This is a genomic window from Nonomuraea sp. NPDC049378 (assembly GCF_055586745.1).
In genome coordinates this window covers 419,684-437,190 of sequence record NZ_JBVJHP010000003.1, presented here as the reverse complement: position 1 = coordinate 437,190, position 17,507 = coordinate 419,684, and the positions used below count along the sequence as shown (strand labels likewise).

The window sequence follows — 17,507 nt, the reverse complement described above, 5'->3', positions numbered from 1 at the left end:
GCGAAGGTTTGTCGAGGGCTACTGTTGCTGGCGGGAGGCTTCCGTGGACCGTCGTCGTTTCATCACCAGCGTGGTCGCCGCTGCCGGCGTCGCGGGCCCCTTCGCCGGGGTCGCCTGCGCGGGCGCCCAGGGAGGGGCGAAGCCGGTCCGCGCGTACGGGCCGCCGCGTCCCGTGAAGGATCTTCGTGACGGCAAGGTGCGCCTGCACCTGCCCGGCGGGTTCAAGTACCGCTCGTTCAGCCCCGCCGGCGACCGGTTCGGCGACGGCTCGGCCGTGCCCGGCAGGCACGACGGCATGGCGGCCTTCGCCGGCCCCGGGGGCAGCGCCGTCCTGGTCCGCAACCATGAGGTCAACGGGCCTGTCGGCGCGTTCGGCGACAAGGGCAGGGCGTACGACCCCATGGCAGGGGGAGGCACCTCGACGCTGCAGGTCACCCGCTACGGAGAGGTGATCAAGAGCGGCCCCTCGCTCAGCGGCACCATGATGAACTGCTCGGGCGGCCCCATGTCGTGGGGGGCCTGGGTGACCTGCGAGGAGACGGTCAACGGCCCCGACGTGGGCGACGACTTCTCCGGCGGCGACAACTCCAAGCTCACCCGCCCGCACGGCTACATCTTCGAGGTGCCGCTCGACCGCCCCGCCGCCGCCCGGCCGATCAGGTCCGCGGGGCGTTTCCCGCACGAGTCGGCCGCCTTCGACCCGTCCACGGGCGCGATCTACCTCACCGAGGACAACTTCGGCTTCCCGTCCGGCTTCTACCGCTACCTCCCGCCCAGACATCCCGCCGTGGCGGGGCGGCTGCTCGACGGCGGCAGGCTGCAGATGCTCGCCGTCAAGGGTGCCAAGCGCAAGGATCTGTCCGAGGGCCAGGAGCCGGGCGCCTCGTACGCCACCACGTGGGTGGACATCGACGACCCCGATCCCCGCTTCACGGGCACGCCGTCCAACGACGACGCCGTCCAGGCGGTGGGCCGGCAGGGCAGGGCGGCCGGCGCGGCGATCTTCTCCCGGCTGGAGGGCGCGGTCTACCACCAGGGGACGGTCTACTTCGTCTCGACGCAGGGCGGGGCCACCGCGTCCGGTGACACGCCGCCCGACGGGTTCGGCAAGGGACGGGGACAGGTGTGGGCGTACGAGACGTGGAGCGGCCGGCTCAAGCTCGCCTACGAGTCGCCGCGCTCGGAGGTGCTCGACCTTCCCGACAACGTGACGGTCAGCCGCCGCGGCACGCTGGTGTTGTGCGAGGACGGCGACGGCGCCAACTACCTGCGCGGGCTCAGCAGGGCAGGGGAGATCTTCGACTTCTGCCGCCTGGAGCCGATCCCCGGCGACGCGGGAGCCGAGTTCGCCGGCTCCACGTTCGGGCCCGGCGGCCACACGCTCTACGTCAACATCCAGGCCGAACACGGCATGTCGATCGCCATCTGGGGACCCTGGGAGAAGGGGCTGTTCTAGGCTTGGTGCGGTGATCCTGGGCATCGGGGTGGACATCGTGGACATCTCCCGCTTCGAGGCGACGCTGCGGCGCACGCCGCGCCTGCGCGAGCGGTTGTTCACCGAGGCCGAGCGGCCGCTGCCGGTGCACTCGCTGGCCGCCAGGTTCGCCGCCAAGGAGGCCGTGGCCAAGGCGCTCGGCGCTCCGCAAGGGCTGGGGCATCAGGAGGCCGAGGTGCGCTGCGACGACCTCGGCAAGCCCGAGCTGGTGATCACCGGGCGGGCCGCGGAGGTGGCGTACGAGCTCGGGATCAAACGCTGGCACCTCTCACTCAGCCACGACGCGGGCGTCGCCGTGGCCTACGTGATCGCGGAGGGATAGCTTCGGATCATGCGCACCGCCTACACCGCCGACCAGATCCGTGGCGCCGAGCACGCGCTCATGGCCCTCCTGCCGGAGGGCACGCTGATGCAGCGGGCCGCGTCGGGGCTCGCCGCCGTCTGCGCCGACCTCCTCGGCCGGGTGTACGGCCGGCGCGTCGTGCTCCTCGTCGGCAGCGGCGACAACGGCGGCGACGCCCTCTACGCGGGCGAGCGGCTGGCCCGGCGAGGCGCCAGAGTAGGCGCGGTCCTGGCCGGGTCCAAGACCCACGAGGCGGGCCTGCTCGCCTTCACGCGGGCGGGCGGCCGGGTCGTCGACCGGGCGGCGATCGACGACGCCGACCTGATCATCGACGGGCTCGTCGGCATCGGGGCGGCGGGGGCGCTGCGGGAGCCGTACGCGGAGCTCGCCGCGCAGGCCAACGCCGCCCGCGCCGCGATCGTCGCCGTGGACGTGCCGAGCGGAGCCGACGCGAGCAGCGGCCGGGTGCCGGGCGCGGCCGTGCGGGCCAAGGTGACCGTGACGATGGGGGCGTACAAGACCGGGTTGCTCGTCGATCCCGGCGCGGCCTGCGCGGGCGCGGTCGAACTGGTGGACATCGGGCTCGGCGACCACCTGCCCGATCCCGACGTGGCCGCGCTGACCGGCTGCGACGTCGACGTCCTGCTGCCGCGGCCGGCCACCGAGTCGGACAAGTACCGCAGGGGAGTCCTGGGGGTCGCGGCGGGCAGCGACCTCTACACCGGCGCCGCCGTGCTCGCCGTGGGCGGCGCGCTGCGCGCCGGGGCGGGCATGGTGCGCTACGCGGGACGGCACGCGCCCGTCGCGCAGGTGCGTGCGCACTGGCCCGAGGCGGTCGTCACCGAGCTGGACCGGCCCTCGATCGACGGCGTCGGGCGGGTGCAGGCATGGGTGCTCGGGCCAGGGCTCGGCACCGATGACTGGGCGCACGAGCTGGCGGCCAAGGTGCTCGCCTCCACCGTGCCCGTACTGATCGACGCCGACGGGCTGACGCTGGTGGCCAGGGACCGCGGGCTGCTGCGCCGCGGCGCGCCCGTGCTGATCACCCCGCACGCGGGCGAGCTGGCGCGGCTGATCAGGGCCGAGCGCGACGACATCGAGGCGGCCCGGCTGGAATACGCCCGCAGGGCGGCGGCGGAGCTCGGCGTGACCGTCCTGCTCAAAGGCTCCACCACGGTGGTGGCCGAGGACGCGCGGCCGGTGCGGGTCAACGTCACCGGCTCGCCGTGGCTGGCCACAGGGGGTACGGGCGACGTGCTGTCCGGGGTCGCGGGCTCGCTGCTCGCGCAGGGTCTGAGCTGCTACGACGCCGCGTCCTGCGGCGCCTACCTGCACGGGCTGGCCGGAGGGCTGGCCGCCGTGGGCGCGCCGCTGACGGCGGCCGACGTGGCCACCGCCGTCCCCGCGGCCATCCGCGCCGTGAGCGGCGGCCCACCAGGCGGCCCATCAGGCGGCCCATCAGGCGGTACGGCCTGGCGGGCGGCGGGGGTCGTGGGAGAGGATAATCGCGCTCGACCACGTGCGTGACCTGCCACACTAGAAGGATGTACTCCCCGATGACCACGCCCGCGCAGGCTCGGGTCGACCTGGCCGCGATCAGGCACAACGTGGCCCTGCTCAAAGAGCGGGCCGGCGGCGCGGAGCTGATGGGCGCCGTCAAGGCCGACGCCTACGGCCACGGTCTGGTGCCCGCCTCCGAGGCGGTCCTGCAGGGCGGCGCGAGCCGGCTCGGCACCGCGTTCGTCGGGGAGGCGCTCGCGCTGCGCGAGGGCGGCGTGACGGCGCCGATCCTGTCCTGGCTCCTCACCCCGGGAGAGCCGCTCGACGACGCCGTGCAGGCCGACGTCGAGCTGTCGGCCTCCGACGAGGGGATGCTCGGCGAGATCGCCGCCGCCGCACGGCGCACGGGCCGCACCGTGAAGCTGCACCTGGAGGCCGACACCGGCATGAGCAGGGGCGGCTGCCCGCTCGCCGCCTGGCCGGCGCTGCTGGCCGCGGCGCTGCGGTTGCAGGCCGAGGGCGCCGTCGCGATCGCCGGGCTCTGGTCCCATCTCGCCTGCGCCGACATCCCCGGCCACCCGTCCATCGGGCGGCAGCTGGAGGCGTTCGAGGCGGCGCTGAAGCTCGCCGAGCAGGCGGGCGCGGCCGGTTCCCACGTGATCAGGCACATCGCCAACTCCGCCGCCACCGTGACCCTGCCCGAGGCCCGCTACGACCTGGTCAGGCCCGGCATCGCGATCTACGGCCTGAGCCCCATCCCCGAGCTGGGCGACTTCGGCCTCAGGCAGGCCATGACGCTGGTGGCCCGGGCCGGGCTGGTCAAGCGGGTCCCCGAGGGCTCCGGGGTGTCCTACGCCCACCTCTACGTCACCGGACGCGAGACCACGCTCGGGCTCGTGCCGCTCGGGTACGCCGACGGCATCCTGCGGCACGCGACGGGAAAGGCCGAGGTCCTGGCGGGTGGGCGGCGCAGGACGATCGCCGGCCGGGTGTGCATGGACCAGTTCATGATCGACATGGGCGACGACGCGCTGTCGGCGGGCGACGAGATCGTGCTGTTCGGGCCGGGTGACGAGGGCGAGCCGACCGCTCAGGAGTGGGCGGATACTCTCGGCACGATCACGCATGAGATCGTGACCAGGATCGGTTCGCGTGTGCCGAGGGTCTACGCGCACAGGACTCGGAGCACCTCGCGGCGGGCATGAGCGGGAGAAGGGTCGGGGAGATGACGACGACAAGACGGCGCAGGGTGGGGATCGCCGGCGCGCTCGTCGGTGCGGCTTCCGCCGGTGTCGCGGCGGCGGCGCTGGCCAAGCGCTATGCGGTCGGCCGCATCAGGCTGCGCCCCGACGACGAGGCCAGCGAGCCGTTCGGCGAGTTGCGGGGCAGGGAGCGCACGCTCGTCACCTCCGACGGCAAGGCGCTGCACGTCGAGATCGACGGGCCGGACGACGCGCCGCTGACCATCGTCTTCTGCCACGGCTACTGCCTCAGCCTGGAGTCCTGGCACTACCAGCGTAAGGATCTGCGGGAAAACTACCGTCTCGTGCTGTGGGACCAGCGCTCCCACGGCCGCTCGCAGCGCGCCGGCTCCGACGACAGCACGATCGACCGGCTGGGCGACGACCTGGCCGAGGTGATCGAGGCCCACGTGCCCGGCCCGTGCGTGCTGGTCGGCCACTCCATGGGCGGCATGACGATCATGGCCCTCGCCGACCGCCGTCCTGAGCTGTTCGGCGAGAGGATCCGCGCGGCCGCGCTCGTCGCGACCTCGGCGGGCAAGCTGGCCGAGCTCACCCTCGGCCTGCCCGCGCTGCTGTCCAAGGTCGTGCACAAAATGGCCCCCACCACGGTGTCGATGCTGGGCAAGCGGGGCGCGCTGGTCGACCGCACCCGCCACGCGGGCAGCGACATCGCCTTCCTGATCACCCGCTACATGGGTTTCGGCGACTCCAAGAACGTCAGCCCGACGCTGGTCGACTTCGCCGAGTCGATGATCAGGGCGACGCCGACAGAGGTGGTCGCCGACTTCTACCCCGCGCTGATGAACCATGACAAGCTCTCCGCGCTGCACGTCCTCGACCCGGTGCCCACCGCGATCCTGGTGGGCGACAGCGACTGGCTGACGCCGCCCGAGCACAGCAGGGCCATCGCCGCCGCGCTGCCCAAGGCGCAGCTCACCGAGGTGCCCGACACCTCCCACCTGATCCAGCTGGAGCGCCCGGGCATCGTCAACGACGCGCTGCGTGACCTGGCGAAGAGGGTGGAGCTCTAGTGCGGCTCGCGACCCCTGAGGACATGCGCGCCTATGGCGCCCGCCTGGCCGCCCGGCTGCGCCCCGGAGACCTGCTGGTCCTGTCGGGCCCGCTCGGCGCGGGCAAGACCACGCTCGTGCAGGGCATCGCGGAAGGCCTCAAAGTACGCGGCCCGATCACCTCGCCCACCTTCGTGATCGCCAGGGTGCACCCGTCGCTGCGCCAGGGGCCGCCGCTCGTCCACGTCGACGCCTACCGGCTGGGCGGCGATCTCGAGGTCGACGACCTCGACCTGGACGCCTCGCTGGAGGAGTCGGTCACCGTCGTCGAATGGGGCGAAGGGCTCGTCGAGGGCCTGGCCGACGACCGGCTGGAGATCCACATCGACCGCGAGGCGGGCGACGAGGCCCGCCTCGTGACCCTGCGCGGCGTGGGCGAAAGATGGGCCGACACGCCGTCTGAGCCGCCGGAAGAGTAAAACGGCGGTCAAGCTCCGGCAATGCTGGCACCCTTGACGTACCCGGCCGATGATGTAAATCATGATCGTTGACTAGGGTTCGCCCAGAATTTCTGGGTATCAGGAGGGGCGACATCCATCTCTTTGGTGGATGCTGGGGTGTAACACGGCAAAGTGGGGTGCGGCCGGTGCTCAGGGTCAGGCGAGTCGCGTACGCGGGAGCCATCGTCATTCTCGGTCTGACCGGCTGCACAGCCTCGGCCGAGACCGATCCGACAACGACACCCTCGCCCACGGCCAGCGGCACCACCGCCGCCCCGACCGCCAGCGGCAGCCCGAGCCCCACGGCCACCAGGCAGACCATCTCGGTGCAGCTCAACCCCGACCGCGTCACCGCGGGCGAGACGTCCACGGTGTGGATCCTGGCCAACTGCCCGGTTCCGACCGGCGGCCCCGCCCACACCGGCACCGCGACGTCCAAGGCCTTCATCAACGGCGTCACGCTCAACCCGGTCCCCGCGGCGTCGGTGACCCCCACCCCGACCGCCACCCCGGCCAACGGCTCGCCGTGGGTGCGCGGCGAGGCACAGGTCTCGGGGACGGTCAAGCGCGGCAGCTACCGCGTCGACGTCAAGTGCGACGGCACCAACGACATGGGCAGGGCCACGCTCAGGGTCGTCGCGGCCGAGCCCGACGACGACCCGACCGGCGTGCCCACCAAGGCGCCCAAGGCAGGCGGGGGCGGCACGTACGCGAAGGACGCCGACGAAGAGTCGTCCATCCCGCTCGGCCCCGCCGGCGCGCTGGTCGCGCTGGCGCTGGCCGCCGGCGTCGGCATAGCGGTCAAGCGCCGTAAGGCATAGACCGTGGCCCGCCCAGGACGGGTGGTGCTCGCGGGCGCCGTGACGGGACTGCTGCTGGTCGCGTTCGGCAACAACCTCAAGACCGGCACCACTCCAGCACAGGCCGTCGTTCCGGAGAGCATCGACATCCCGTCGATCGACGTCGAGGCCCCGCTGATGGAGCTCGACCTGCTGAAGAACGGCGAGGTCGAGCTGCCGCCGTACGAGAAGCCGAAGACGGCCGGCTGGTTCACCGGCAGCGCGGTGCCCGGCGAGAAGGGCGCCTCGGTCATCATCGGCCACGTCGACACCAAGACGGCGCCCGCCGTGTTCTACAAGCTCAGGAACTTACGCAAGGGCGAGACCGTCAAGGTCGAACGCAGCGACGGCAAGACCGTGACGTTCAAGGTCGACGGGATCGAGCAGGTGCACAAGGACGACTTCCCCGCCAAGCGCGTCTACGTCGAGGACGGGCTCAAGCTCGTCACCTGCGGCGGCAAGTTCGACTATGCCAAGGGCGAATACCTGGACAACATCATCGTGTACGCGTCCCGGGCCTGAAATCCGCTTGCGTCCCCCGGGACGATGAAGACATGAGTGCGGACACCATTCCGCCCGCGTCCGGCGCCCGCGTGCCGTGGCACGACGTGCACCCGCCGGTACGCGCGGCGGTCGAACGTTTCCTCGGCGGGCGCGTGGCGGAGGCGACGACGCAGCCCGGCGGCTTCACGCCGGCGGCCGCCGTCCGGCTGCGCACCGAAGGCGGACGGCGGGCGTTCGTCAAGGCCGTCGGCCCCGAGCCGAACGCCGACAGCGTTCGCATGTACCAGAACGAGCTCGAGATCGCGGCAGCCCTGCCCGCGTCCGTGCCGGCGCCCCGCCTGCTGACGGGTTTCGAGCTGGACGGCTGGGTGGCGCTGGTCTTCGAGGACGTCGAGGGCGCGCATCCCGAGCTGCCGTGGCGGCGTGACCAGCTCGACCGGGTGCTGGACGCCCTCGACGAGATGTCGGCCGCGCTCACACCCTCACCGATCGACGTGCCGCGGTTGGGCGAGACGTTCGGCTCGTTCGACGGCTGGCGCAGCCTGCTCGACGAGGACACCACCGGCCTCGACCCGTGGGCGCTGCGCCACCTCGATGAGCTGGCCGGGCTGGAGTCGGGCTGGGCGGCGGCCGCGGCAGGAGACACCCTGGTCCACGCCGACGTGCGGGCCGACAACATCCTGCTCACCGACGAACGTGTCTACTTCGTCGACTGGCCGTGGGCCTGTCTGGGCGCGCCCTGGGTCGACCGGGTCTACCTGCTGCCGTCGGTCGGCATGCAGGGCGGGCCGCCGCCGTACGAGCTGTGCACCGACCCCGATCCCGCCGTGACCGCGACCGTCGCGGCCATGGCCGGCTATTTCGTCCACCACGGCCGCCTGCCCGATCCGCCGGGGCTGCCCACGGTCAGGGCGTTCCAGCGGGCGCAGGGCGTGGTGGCGCTCGACTGGTTGCGGCGGCGTACGGGCTGGGCCTGACACTGTCCCGCACCGGCTTGTCGCCGGGCGTGCCGGTAACGGCCGGGAGAGACCTTTACGGCGGGTACGCTAGACAGTCGTGCTGGTCCTGGCCTTTGATACCGCGACACCCGCCGTCACCGCCGCCCTCCACGACGGGGAGCGGGTGCTCGCCGAGTCGACGACGATCGACGCCCGGCGCCACGGCGAGTTGCTCGCCCCCACCATCGAGCGTGTCCTGGCCGAGTCGGGGGCGTCGCTGCGCGACGTCACGGCCGTCGTGGCGGGCAGTGGCCCCGGGCCCTACACCGGGCTGCGTGTCGGCCTGATGACCGCGCAGGGGCTGTCCACGACGCTGGGCGTGCCCTCCTACGGCGTGTGCACGCTCGACGCGGTCGCGTTCGGCAGTGGCCTGGCAGAGCCGTTCCTGGTGGCCACCGACGCGCGGCGCAAAGAGGTGTTCTGGGGGCGTTATGCCGACATGCGCACCCGGGCCGAGGGCCCGTTCGTCGACCGGCCCGCGGAGGTGCCGGTGGAGGGGCTGCCGGTCGTGGGAGCGGGTGCTGCGCTATATCCCGAAATTTTGGGAAACGGGAGCGACGTGCCCCCGTACCCCAGCGCGGGGGCGCTGGCCGCGCTCGCGGCCGAGCGGCTCGCCGAGGGCGCCCCGCTCGGTCCGCCCCGGCCGATCTACCTGCGCAGGCCCGACGCCGTGGTGCCGGGCGCGCCGAAGAGGGTGACGGCGTGAAGCTCAGGCCGATGACCGAGGCCGACCTGCCGGCGGTCATGGCGATCGAGCAGGCCACCTTCCCGCTCGACGCGTGGAGCGAGGGCATGATGCGCGGCGAGCTGGCCGACATGCCGCGCACGCGCCACTACGTGGTGGCCCTGGTCGACAGCGAGATCGTCGCCTACGCCGGGCTCGCCGCCGCGGCCGACCAGGCCGACGTCCAGACCATCGCCGTGCTGGAGAGACACCAGGGCACCGGCATCGGCAGCGCGATGCTCACCGAGCTGCTGGCCGAGGCGCAGCGCAGGGGAGCGCGGGAGATCTTCCTGGAAGTACGCGCCGACAACGCGCGCGCGCAGACGGTCTACCGGCATTTCGGGTTCGAGGAGATCGGCACCCGCCGCCGCTACTACGACGACGGCACCGACGCGATCATGATGAGAAGGAAGCTCGATGGCTGACGAACCGCTGGTCCTGGGGATCGAGACCTCCTGCGACGAGACCGGCATCGGCATCGTCAGGGGTCACACGCTGCTGGCCAACACCATCGCCTCCAGCATGGAAGAGCACGCCAGGTTCGGTGGCGTGGTGCCCGAGGTCGCCTCGCGCGCCCATCTGGAGGCCATGACGCCGACCGTGGAGGCCGCCCTTGCCGAGGCCGGGCTGAGGTTCTCCGACATCGACGCCGTCGCCGTGACCGCGGGCCCAGGGCTCGCCGGCGCGCTGCTGGTCGGGGTGGCCGCGGCCAAGTCCTACGCGCTCGGCCTCGGCGTGCCCCTCTACGGCGTCAACCACCTGGCCGCCCACGTCGCCGTCGACCAGCTGGAGCACGGGCCGCTGCCCAAGCCGTGCGTCGCCATGCTGGTCTCGGGCGGCCACTCGTCGCTGCTGCTCGTGCCCGACGTCGCCGAAGACGTGATCTCGCTCGGCTCCACCGTGGACGACGCGGCCGGTGAGGCGTTCGACAAGGTGGCGCGGGTGCTGGGGCTGCCCTTCCCCGGCGGGCCGTACATCGACAGGGCCGCGCGCGAGGGCTCCGGCGAGGCGATCGCGTTCCCGCGCGGCAAGCTGGACGACGGCACGCTCGACTTCTCCTTCTCCGGGCTCAAGACGGCCGTGGCGCGCTGGGTCGAGGCCCGCGAGGCGTCAGGGCAGGCCGTGCACGTGCCCGACGTCGCCGCCTCGTTCCAGGAGGCCGTGGTCGACGTGCTGACCCGCAAGGCGCTGCAAGCGTGCAGGAAATACGGGGTGGACGATCTGCTGATCGGCGGCGGTGTGGCGGCCAACTCCCGGCTGCGCGCGCTGGCGCAGGAGCGCTGCGAGGCGGCCGGTGTGCGCCTGCGGGTGCCGCGGCCCGGGTTGTGCACCGACAACGGCGCCATGGTCGCCGCCCTGGGCTCCGACCTGGTCGCGGCCGGCATCACCCCCTCGACCCTGGAGATCCCGGCCGACTCCTCGCTCCCGATCACGACGGTGCACGTGTAGGGCGCGGGCAGGCCGGCGGGTGCCCGCGCGAGCGGTCAGTCTTTCGCCCTGGTCGGGCGGAGCAGGGCCTCGGCCAGCGCCAGCATGGTCTCCTCCAGGGCGCCGAGACGCTTGTTGAGGTCTTCGGCGGCGGGCTGCACGATGCCGGTGACCGTCTCGGCCAGCTCGTCGCGGTCGGGACGTGTCCTGACCAGCTCGGTGAGCGCGGTGGCGGCGGTGGTCAGCCGCTCGGCCTGGTCGCCGGTCTGCGAGCGGATCAGCTCGCCGATCCGCTCGGGGATGGCCAGGGTGGCGGGCAGCTGGCCGACGCGCTGGTTGACCGACTCGATGCGGTCGTCGACGGACTCCAGGTGCTCGCTGGCCTGCTCGGCGCGGGTGACCAGGCCGTTGACGTGGGTGTCGAGGACGTTGAAGCGGCTGTCGAGCCCTCCGAGGTGGCCGTCGATGGCGTCGAAGCGGCTGCTCAGGTGCTCTTCGGCCTCGCCGAGGCGCTCGTCGATGGCGTCCATCTGGCCGTCGAGCCGGTTGAAGCGGCCCTCTGCGCGGGTGGTGCTCTCGCCCACGCGCTGCTCGGTGCCGGACATGCGCTCGTCGAGGGCGGTGAAGCGGGCGTCGACGCGTACGTCGAGCGCGTCGAAGCGGTCGTCGTGGCGGCCCAGATGGCCGTCGAGGATGCCGAGGCGCTTGTCGACCGCGCCGAGCTGGCCGTCCATCGACGCGAGGCGCTTGTCGACGCCGCCCACCCGGGTGTCGAGGCCGTCGATCCTGGTGTCGATGTCGGCCAGGCACTCGTCGGCGGACTCCAGCCGGCCGCCGAAGTCGGCCACCCTGGTGTCGAGGCCGGAGAGCGCGCTTTCCGCCCGGTCGAGCCTGGCGTCCACGCCGCCGAGCCGGGCGGTCAGGCGCTGCTCGCTCTCGCCGAGTTGGACGGCGAGGTGGCGGTCGGTCTCGTCGAGCCTGGCGGCGAGCCGCTGCTCGATGTCGGAGAGGTGGCCGGTGAGCTGGTCGTCGGCCTCCTTGAGCCGGATGGCGAGCCGCTCGTCGGCCTCGACGAGGCTCCTGGCCAGCCTCTGGTCGGTCTCGTCGAGCCGGGCGGTCAGGCGCCGGTCGGTGCCCTCCAGGCGCACGGTGAGCCGCTCGTCGGTGTCGTCGAGCCGGGTCGTGAGGTGCTGGCCCGCCTCGTCGAGCCGGGCGGTGAGGCGCTGGTCGGTCTCGTCGAGGCGGGCAGCCATGCGCTGCTCGGCGGCGTCGAGGCGGGCCCGCGTCTGCTCGGCCGAGTCGGCGATGCCCTCGGACAGGTCGCTGATCACGCCCTCGACGCGGTCGGTGCGGGTGGCCAGCTCGGCCATTGACCGGTCGAGCCTGGTGAAGCGGCCGGCGGCGGCCTCCATGCTGGAGCTGAGCGTGGTCAGCCTGGTGGCGAAGTCGGACATGCCCTTGGTGATGCCGTCGGCGGTGTCGAGCACCGCCTGCAGGCGGTTGAGCGCCTCGTCGACGCCCTCGCCGACGGTGCCGACGCCGGCCTGCAGGCCGGGCAGCTCGGACATCGGGGCGACACGGGCGTCGACGCCGCTCACCCGCTCGCCGACGGCGTCGACGTGGTCGCGGACCGCCTCCACGTGCTGCGCCAGGCCCTCGGCCCACATCGGCGGCTTGGCGGTGATGTCGTCCAGCCGTCCGTTGACCGCCTCAAGGGTGCCGCTCAGGCCGCCGAGCTCGCGCTCGCGCACCTCGCGCAGGAGCCACTCCATGCCTTCGAGCCGCTGGCGGATCTCGTCGAGCATGGCGCCCTGGGTGCGCTGCTCGTAGACGTGATCCTGGGAGGCGCGCTGCAGCAGGTCTCGCATTCTCTCTGAAATGGCCAGATGGCCGCCTGCCTGAAGAAGGGTGGTGTGGTTGGAATGATCCACCGAAAGCTCCTTCGCTCGCCGACGGTCTGCCGCGCAGCGGTGGGGTAGGTCAGGTTTGCAGATGAAAGAGCGAGAACACGGTTAACCGCACTGGGGAGAACTCCCGCCCGCCCACCTTAGCCTTTTGATCAAGGTCCGTCAGCGCCGAATGGAAAGATCGCTCGAAACCGAAGAATGCCCGAGATGCCTGCTCAGCGGGGTGATGGTGGATTGCAGATGATGACCGATGGTTTATCAAGAATGCGGGTCAGGATGACGACGGCTGTTCTGTCCCCGTTGAGTCGCAAATCGCTGCGCAGGCGTTCGATGTCGACGGCTGAGGCGCGCTTCTTGATGGTGACATTTCCGATTTTCCGCTCTCGGAGTGCGGCGCGTAGTTTCTTCAGCGAGAACGAAAGTACGTCGTCTATCTCGTACCTCGCCGCCCATGGGGTGTCCACGGGGTCGTCGCCCGTGATGTACGCGATCATCGGGTCGAGCAGGCGGCCGCCGACGATCTCGGCCACCTCGCCCACGAGGTGCGCGCGGATGGCGGCGCCGTCGGGCTCGTAGACGTACCGGGCCGGCGGGCCCGTGGCGGCCCGGACGCCCGTGGCGGTGAGGGTGTGGCCGCCGGGCAGCAGGGTGGCCCGGCGGTCCGCCTTCCGGCCGGCCCCGGTCCAGAGCGTCGCCTCCTTCACCTCGCCCTTGAAGGACACCCACTCGGCCTCCGCCCCTTCGGGGATGAACGTGTAGGGGATGCCGGGGGCGACCTTGAGACAGGCCGCACGAGCCCTGGAGACGAGGTCGAGCACCACCGGCCAGGGCGGCGAGTAGGCCATGGGGTCGAACGTGCGGCCCCTGCTCGTACGCCGTGCCGGGTCGGCGAAGAGCACGTCGTAGCGCTCCGGCTCGACGCCGGCCGCGTCGGCCACGCGCACCGTCACCCGGTCGCCAAGCCCGAGCGCCTCGGCGTTGGCCCTGGCCACGGCGGCGGTCAGCGGGTCGGCGTCGACGGCCTCCACGGCGCAGCCCGCGCGGGCCAGCGCCAGCAGGTCGCCGCCGATGCCGCAGCACGCGTCCACGACTCTCGGCTCCGGGGCGCGGGCGGCCACCAGGCGGGCGGCGCGGTGCCCGGCGACCTCCGTCCGGGTGGCCTGCTCCAGGCCGTGCGGCGTGAAGTACATCAGCCGGGCGTCCTCGCCGAACTTGGCCGTGGCGCGCTCCCTGAGCCCCGCCTGGGTGAGCGCCGCCGAGGTGAGCGCCGCGTCATATGTCCTGCGCAGCCTCGTGGCGGCGGCCACCGGGTCGGCGCCGGCGAGCTCGCCGGCCTGCGCGAGCGCCCGCCGCCCGCGCGGGGTCAGCAGCTCGTTGAAGGCGTCGAGGTCCACGTCACACGACGTTAGCGGCACCTGGGACGTACCCGCGGCGCGGGGATCCGGCCGGAGCGGTGGGGCGCGGGGGATACCGTGGAACGGTGGCCCGGTCGCGTACCAGAAGATGCCGGGTCGTCAGGACGGCGCGACACGCGCGCTCGCGAATCTCGCGGCAGGAGGATCTTTACGAACCCCTGTATGACCGGCCATTACGCTGATAGCGCCTTGTTGCCAGCACCCTGATCGCTCTCAGCAGACGCGTTCGTGTTGACTGTCAAGCCCCTCTTGCATATGTTTCCTGTTGGCACTCTCCCCTTGAGAGTGCCAACGTGCGACGAGGCAGGTCTGACACCCGCGACGGCAGGCCCAGCTGGTCGCCTCTTCTAGATCATTCAAATCTGAAGGGGAGGTCCGATCGTGACGACCGCCACCAAGGTTCCCGTTAAGCCGCTCGGCGACCGCATTGTGGTTCAGCCGCTTGAGGCCGAGCAGACCACCGCTTCCGGCCTGGTCATCCCGGACACCGCCAAGGAGAAGCCGCAGGAGGGCAAGGTCCTCGCGGTGGGCCCCGGCAACTGGGACGAGGACGGCGACAAGCGGATTCCGCTCGACGTCTCCGAGGGCGACATCGTCCTCTACAGCAAGTACGGCGGCACCGAGGTCAAGTACGGCGGCGAGGAGTACCTCGTGCTCTCCGCCCGCGACGTTCTCGCGATCATCGAGAAGTAGGCCGGTGCGTCGAGCCCCGGGCGCTCCAAGGGGCGACCGGGGCTTTCGACGCTAGGAGAGGACTTTCAGCTATGGCGAAGATCCTGGAGTTCGACGAGGACGCCCGCCGCGCGCTAGAGCGTGGCGTGAACGCCCTCGCGGACGCCGTGAAGGTGACCCTTGGCCCGCGTGGCCGCAACGTCGTCATCGACAAGAAGTTCGGTGCGCCGACGATCACGAACGACGGTGTGACCATCGCTCGTGAGATCGAGCTGGACGAGCGCTACGAAAACCTCGGCGCCCAGCTCGCCAAGGAAGTTGCCACCAAGACCAACGACATCGCCGGTGACGGCACCACCACCGCGACGGTGCTGGCCCAGGCGATGGTCCGCGAGGGCCTGCGCAACGTGGCGGCCGGCGCCTCGCCGCTGTCGCTCAAGCGCGGCATCGACAAGGCCGCCAAGGCGATCAGCGACAAGCTGCTCGCCACCGCCCGGCCGGTCGAGGACAAGAAGGAGATCGCCAACGTTGCGACGATCTCCGCCCAGGACGCGCAGATCGGCGACCTGATCGCCGAGGCGTTCGACAAGGTGGGCAAGGACGGCGTGCTCACCGTCGAAGAGTCCAACGCCATGGGCATGGAGCTCGAGTTCACCGAGGGCATGCAGTTCGACAAGGGCTACCTGTCGGCCTACATGGTGACCGACCCCGAGCGGATGGAGTCCGTCCTCGAGGACGCCTACATCCTGCTCACCCAGGGCAAGATCGCCTCCATCGCGGACTTCCTGCCGCTGCTGGAGAAGATCGCCCAGACGAAGAAGCCGCTGCTCGTGGTCGCCGAGGACGTCGAGGGCGAGGCCCTGGCCGTTCTGGTGACCAACAAGATCCGCGGCACCTTCACCTCCGTGGCCGTCAAGGCCCCGGGCTTCGGCGACCGCCGCAAGGCGATGCTGCAGGACATGGCCATCCTCACCGGCGGCCAGGTCGTCAGCGAGGAGATCGGCCTCAAGCTGGAGCACGTCGGTCTCGAGGTGCTCGGCCAGGCCCGCCGCGTCGTGGTGACGAAGGACAACACCACCATCGTCGACGGCGCCGGCGACGCCCAGGCCATCGAGGACCGCGTCAAGGAGATCAAGATTGCCATCGAGCAGTCCGACTCCGACTGGGACCGCGAGAAGCTGCAGGAGCGCCTGGCCAAGCTCGCCGGCGGTGTGTGCGTGCTGCGTGTCGGCGCCGCCACCGAGGTCGAGCTCAAGGAGAAGAAGCACCGCCTCGAGGACGCGATCTCCGCGACGCGCGCCGCGATCGAGGAGGGCATCGTCTCCGGCGGCGGCACCGCGCTGATCCACGTCGCCAAGGGCCTCGACGACCTCGAGCTGTCCGGCGACGAGGCCACCGGCGTCGGCATCGTGCGCCGCGCGCTGGTCGAGCCGGCCCGCTGGATCGCCGAGAACGCCGGTCTCGAGGGTTACGTGGTCACCCACAAGATCGCCGAGCTGGAGGCCGGTCACGGCCTCAACGCCGCGACCGGCGAATACGGCGACCTGCTCGCGCAGGGCGTCATCGACCCGGTCAAGGTCACCCGGTCGGCGGTGCAGAACGCCGCTTCGATCGCGGGCATGCTGCTCACGACCGAGGCGCTCGTGGTGGACAAGCCCGAGGAGGAGGCCCCGGCCGACGGCCAGGGTCACGGTCACGGCCACGGCCACTGACCGCTTCTCCCGTTTCGCGACACGGCCCGCATCCCCAGGGGATGCGGGCCGTTCGCGTTCGCTGAGCTCCTGGCCGGCCCCGGCGACGACGCCCTCCGGGCACGGGCGATCCCCGCGTCGACGCGGTCAGTGGCGTTCACGGCGGGTTGTCCCGGGGTGGAGCGTGGGTCTGTCCGCGGAGGCGGCAGAGGCGGCCCTGGAAGGCGGTGGGCCTGCGGTGTCCTTGTCGTGCCCGCCTGGGACGTGCCGTGGTGGGTCTCGCCCTTGCTCGTTCGGATGGGGGCGGTGGTGAGGGCTCGCGGCGCGGGTGGGCGCAGGGTTCTGGGGAGAAGTGGGGGAAAAGGTGGAATAATGCAGTAAACCGGGAGAGGGTGATATGCGTCGGCGGTCTGACAAATGTCGTGCATTCCCGGTTATGGGATGAAACATTATGCCAGCCGTTTCGCCGTAGTGTGCCCATTTGATTACCGATAGTTATCGTCGCTTCAATGTGACCAATCCGTAGCCGTTCGCCATGACGACAGGCCGGATCAGTGCGGGCATCATGCCTATCGTGAGCGAGGGAAGCGTCGCCGACGCCAAAATTGGGGTAAGGCTCGCGTCGAGACTTCCGGCACGGACGGATGACTCCGACCTTAGGGAACTGACGAGCCTCGCCGTGCAGGGAGATCGCAGTGCGATCGAATCTCTGCTCGGCGAGTTGCGTCCGATGGTGGTGCGGTATTGCCGTGCCAGGCTGGGCAGGGTTTCTGGGCAATATCACATTGCCGATGACGTCGCCCAGGAGGTGTGCATCGCGGTCCTGTCCGCGCTGCCGCGTTACCGCGACATGGGGCGGCCGTTCGCCTCCTTCGTGTTCGGGATCGCCTCGCACAAAGTGGCCGACGCGCTGCGGAGCTCCGTGCGCTCGGCCGTTCCGACCCAGGACCTGCCCGACGGGCCTGACGACGGGCCTGGGCCCGAGGAGACGGTGGTCCGCTACATCGAGGTGGAGCACGCGCGCAGGCTGCTGGCCAGGCTGCCGGAGAACCAGCGGGAGTTGTTGCTGCTGCGGGTGGTGTCGGGGCTTTCGGCGGAGGAGACCGGTAATGTACTCGGCATGTCACCGGGTGCGGTCCGCGTCGCCCAGCATCGGGCGCTGGCCAGGTTGCGGCAGATGGCCGAGCTGGAGTCGGCTTGACTCCAGAGCACGAGACCGACGCGCTGCTCGACGCGC

General features: G+C 71.5%; 17 protein-coding genes. 15 read left to right on the top strand and 2 right to left on the bottom strand.

Going from position 1 to position 17,507, the window contains the following annotated elements:
* The first annotated feature begins 43 nt into the window (after nucleotides 1-43).
* The 12 genes from ACZ6SA_RS09705 (at nucleotide 44) to tsaD (ending at nucleotide 10,606) form a co-directional block, all read left to right on the top strand.
* Nucleotides 44-1,456: a PhoX family protein gene (locus ACZ6SA_RS09705; RefSeq protein ID WP_347646499.1), complete on the top strand. Its 1,413-nt coding sequence runs from the start codon at nucleotides 44-46 to the stop codon at nucleotides 1,454-1,456.
* Between the two features lie 10 nt (nucleotides 1,457-1,466).
* Nucleotides 1,467-1,817 carry a holo-ACP synthase gene (locus tag ACZ6SA_RS09700; protein WP_347616766.1) on the top strand — a complete coding sequence of 117 codons (351 nt, stop codon included), beginning with the start codon at nucleotides 1,467-1,469 and terminating at the stop codon, nucleotides 1,815-1,817.
* Nucleotides 1,818-1,826: 9 nt separating this feature from the next.
* Complete coding sequence (locus ACZ6SA_RS09695) at nucleotides 1,827-3,365, top strand: NAD(P)H-hydrate dehydratase (RefSeq protein ID WP_465827421.1); 1,539 nt, start codon at nucleotides 1,827-1,829, stop codon at nucleotides 3,363-3,365.
* Between the two features lie 29 nt (nucleotides 3,366-3,394).
* Nucleotides 3,395-4,543: an alanine racemase gene (alr, locus tag ACZ6SA_RS09690; protein ID WP_465827442.1), complete on the top strand. Its 1,149-nt coding sequence runs from the start codon at nucleotides 3,395-3,397 to the stop codon at nucleotides 4,541-4,543.
* A 20-nt stretch (nucleotides 4,544-4,563) separates the two neighbouring features.
* Nucleotides 4,564-5,613: an alpha/beta fold hydrolase gene (locus tag ACZ6SA_RS09685; RefSeq protein ID WP_347646502.1), complete on the top strand. Its 1,050-nt coding sequence runs from the start codon at nucleotides 4,564-4,566 to the stop codon at nucleotides 5,611-5,613.
* A complete protein-coding gene (gene tsaE, locus ACZ6SA_RS09680) occupies nucleotides 5,613-6,071 on the top strand; it encodes a tRNA (adenosine(37)-N6)-threonylcarbamoyltransferase complex ATPase subunit type 1 TsaE (protein WP_347646503.1) in 459 nt (152 codons plus the stop codon). Before ACZ6SA_RS09685 ends, tsaE begins: the two co-directional genes overlap by 1 nt.
* Nucleotides 6,072-6,238: 167 nt before the next feature.
* A complete protein-coding gene (locus tag ACZ6SA_RS09675; protein WP_347646504.1) occupies nucleotides 6,239-6,913 on the top strand; it encodes a hypothetical protein in 675 nt (224 codons plus the stop codon).
* Between the two features lie 3 nt (nucleotides 6,914-6,916).
* The gene (locus ACZ6SA_RS09670) at nucleotides 6,917-7,453 is read left to right on the top strand and encodes a class F sortase (protein WP_347646505.1); all 537 of its coding nucleotides are present in this window, start codon (nucleotides 6,917-6,919) and stop codon (nucleotides 7,451-7,453) included.
* Nucleotides 7,454-7,485: 32 nt separating this feature from the next.
* Nucleotides 7,486-8,412 (top strand): aminoglycoside phosphotransferase family protein, encoded by a 927-nt coding sequence (locus tag ACZ6SA_RS09665; protein ID WP_347646506.1) that lies wholly within the window; start codon nucleotides 7,486-7,488, stop codon nucleotides 8,410-8,412.
* Between the two features lie 79 nt (nucleotides 8,413-8,491).
* Nucleotides 8,492-9,139, top strand: a complete 648-nt coding sequence (gene tsaB, locus ACZ6SA_RS09660; protein WP_465827419.1) for a tRNA (adenosine(37)-N6)-threonylcarbamoyltransferase complex dimerization subunit type 1 TsaB — start codon at nucleotides 8,492-8,494, stop codon at nucleotides 9,137-9,139.
* An 11-nt stretch (nucleotides 9,140-9,150) separates the two neighbouring features.
* The gene (gene rimI, locus ACZ6SA_RS09655; protein WP_465827441.1) at nucleotides 9,151-9,582 is read left to right on the top strand and encodes a ribosomal protein S18-alanine N-acetyltransferase; all 432 of its coding nucleotides are present in this window, start codon (nucleotides 9,151-9,153) and stop codon (nucleotides 9,580-9,582) included.
* A complete protein-coding gene (tsaD, locus tag ACZ6SA_RS09650) occupies nucleotides 9,575-10,606 on the top strand; it encodes a tRNA (adenosine(37)-N6)-threonylcarbamoyltransferase complex transferase subunit TsaD (RefSeq protein WP_347646508.1) in 1,032 nt (343 codons plus the stop codon). The genes rimI and tsaD overlap by 8 nt, the downstream gene beginning before the upstream one ends.
* Nucleotides 10,607-10,641: 35 nt before the next feature.
* Here tsaD and ACZ6SA_RS09645 read toward each other — a convergent pair whose 3' ends face one another.
* Both ACZ6SA_RS09645 and ACZ6SA_RS09640 read right to left on the bottom strand, forming a co-directional pair.
* Nucleotides 10,642-12,516: an apolipoprotein A1/A4/E domain-containing protein gene (locus tag ACZ6SA_RS09645; protein ID WP_347646509.1), complete on the bottom strand. Its 1,875-nt coding sequence runs from the start codon at nucleotides 12,514-12,516 to the stop codon at nucleotides 10,642-10,644.
* A 191-nt stretch (nucleotides 12,517-12,707) separates the two neighbouring features.
* Nucleotides 12,708-13,886, bottom strand: coding sequence for a class I SAM-dependent methyltransferase (locus tag ACZ6SA_RS09640; RefSeq protein WP_465827416.1), 1,179 nt, complete (start codon nucleotides 13,884-13,886; stop codon nucleotides 12,708-12,710).
* A 402-nt stretch (nucleotides 13,887-14,288) separates the two neighbouring features.
* On the opposite strand from ACZ6SA_RS09640, the gene groES reads away from it, so the two are divergent.
* The 3 genes from groES to ACZ6SA_RS09625 all read left to right on the top strand — a co-directional run bounded on the left by groES (nucleotide 14,289) and on the right by ACZ6SA_RS09625 (nucleotide 17,471).
* Nucleotides 14,289-14,600: a co-chaperone GroES gene (groES, locus tag ACZ6SA_RS09635; RefSeq protein ID WP_043623565.1), complete on the top strand. Its 312-nt coding sequence runs from the start codon at nucleotides 14,289-14,291 to the stop codon at nucleotides 14,598-14,600.
* A gap of 71 nt (nucleotides 14,601-14,671) precedes the next feature.
* The gene (groL, locus tag ACZ6SA_RS09630; protein WP_347646511.1) at nucleotides 14,672-16,291 is read left to right on the top strand and encodes a chaperonin GroEL; all 1,620 of its coding nucleotides are present in this window, start codon (nucleotides 14,672-14,674) and stop codon (nucleotides 16,289-16,291) included.
* A gap of 544 nt (nucleotides 16,292-16,835) precedes the next feature.
* Nucleotides 16,836-17,471 carry a sigma-70 family RNA polymerase sigma factor gene (locus tag ACZ6SA_RS09625; RefSeq protein WP_132334441.1) on the top strand — a complete coding sequence of 212 codons (636 nt, stop codon included), beginning with the start codon at nucleotides 16,836-16,838 and terminating at the stop codon, nucleotides 17,469-17,471.
* Nucleotides 17,472-17,507 lie beyond the last annotated feature (36 nt).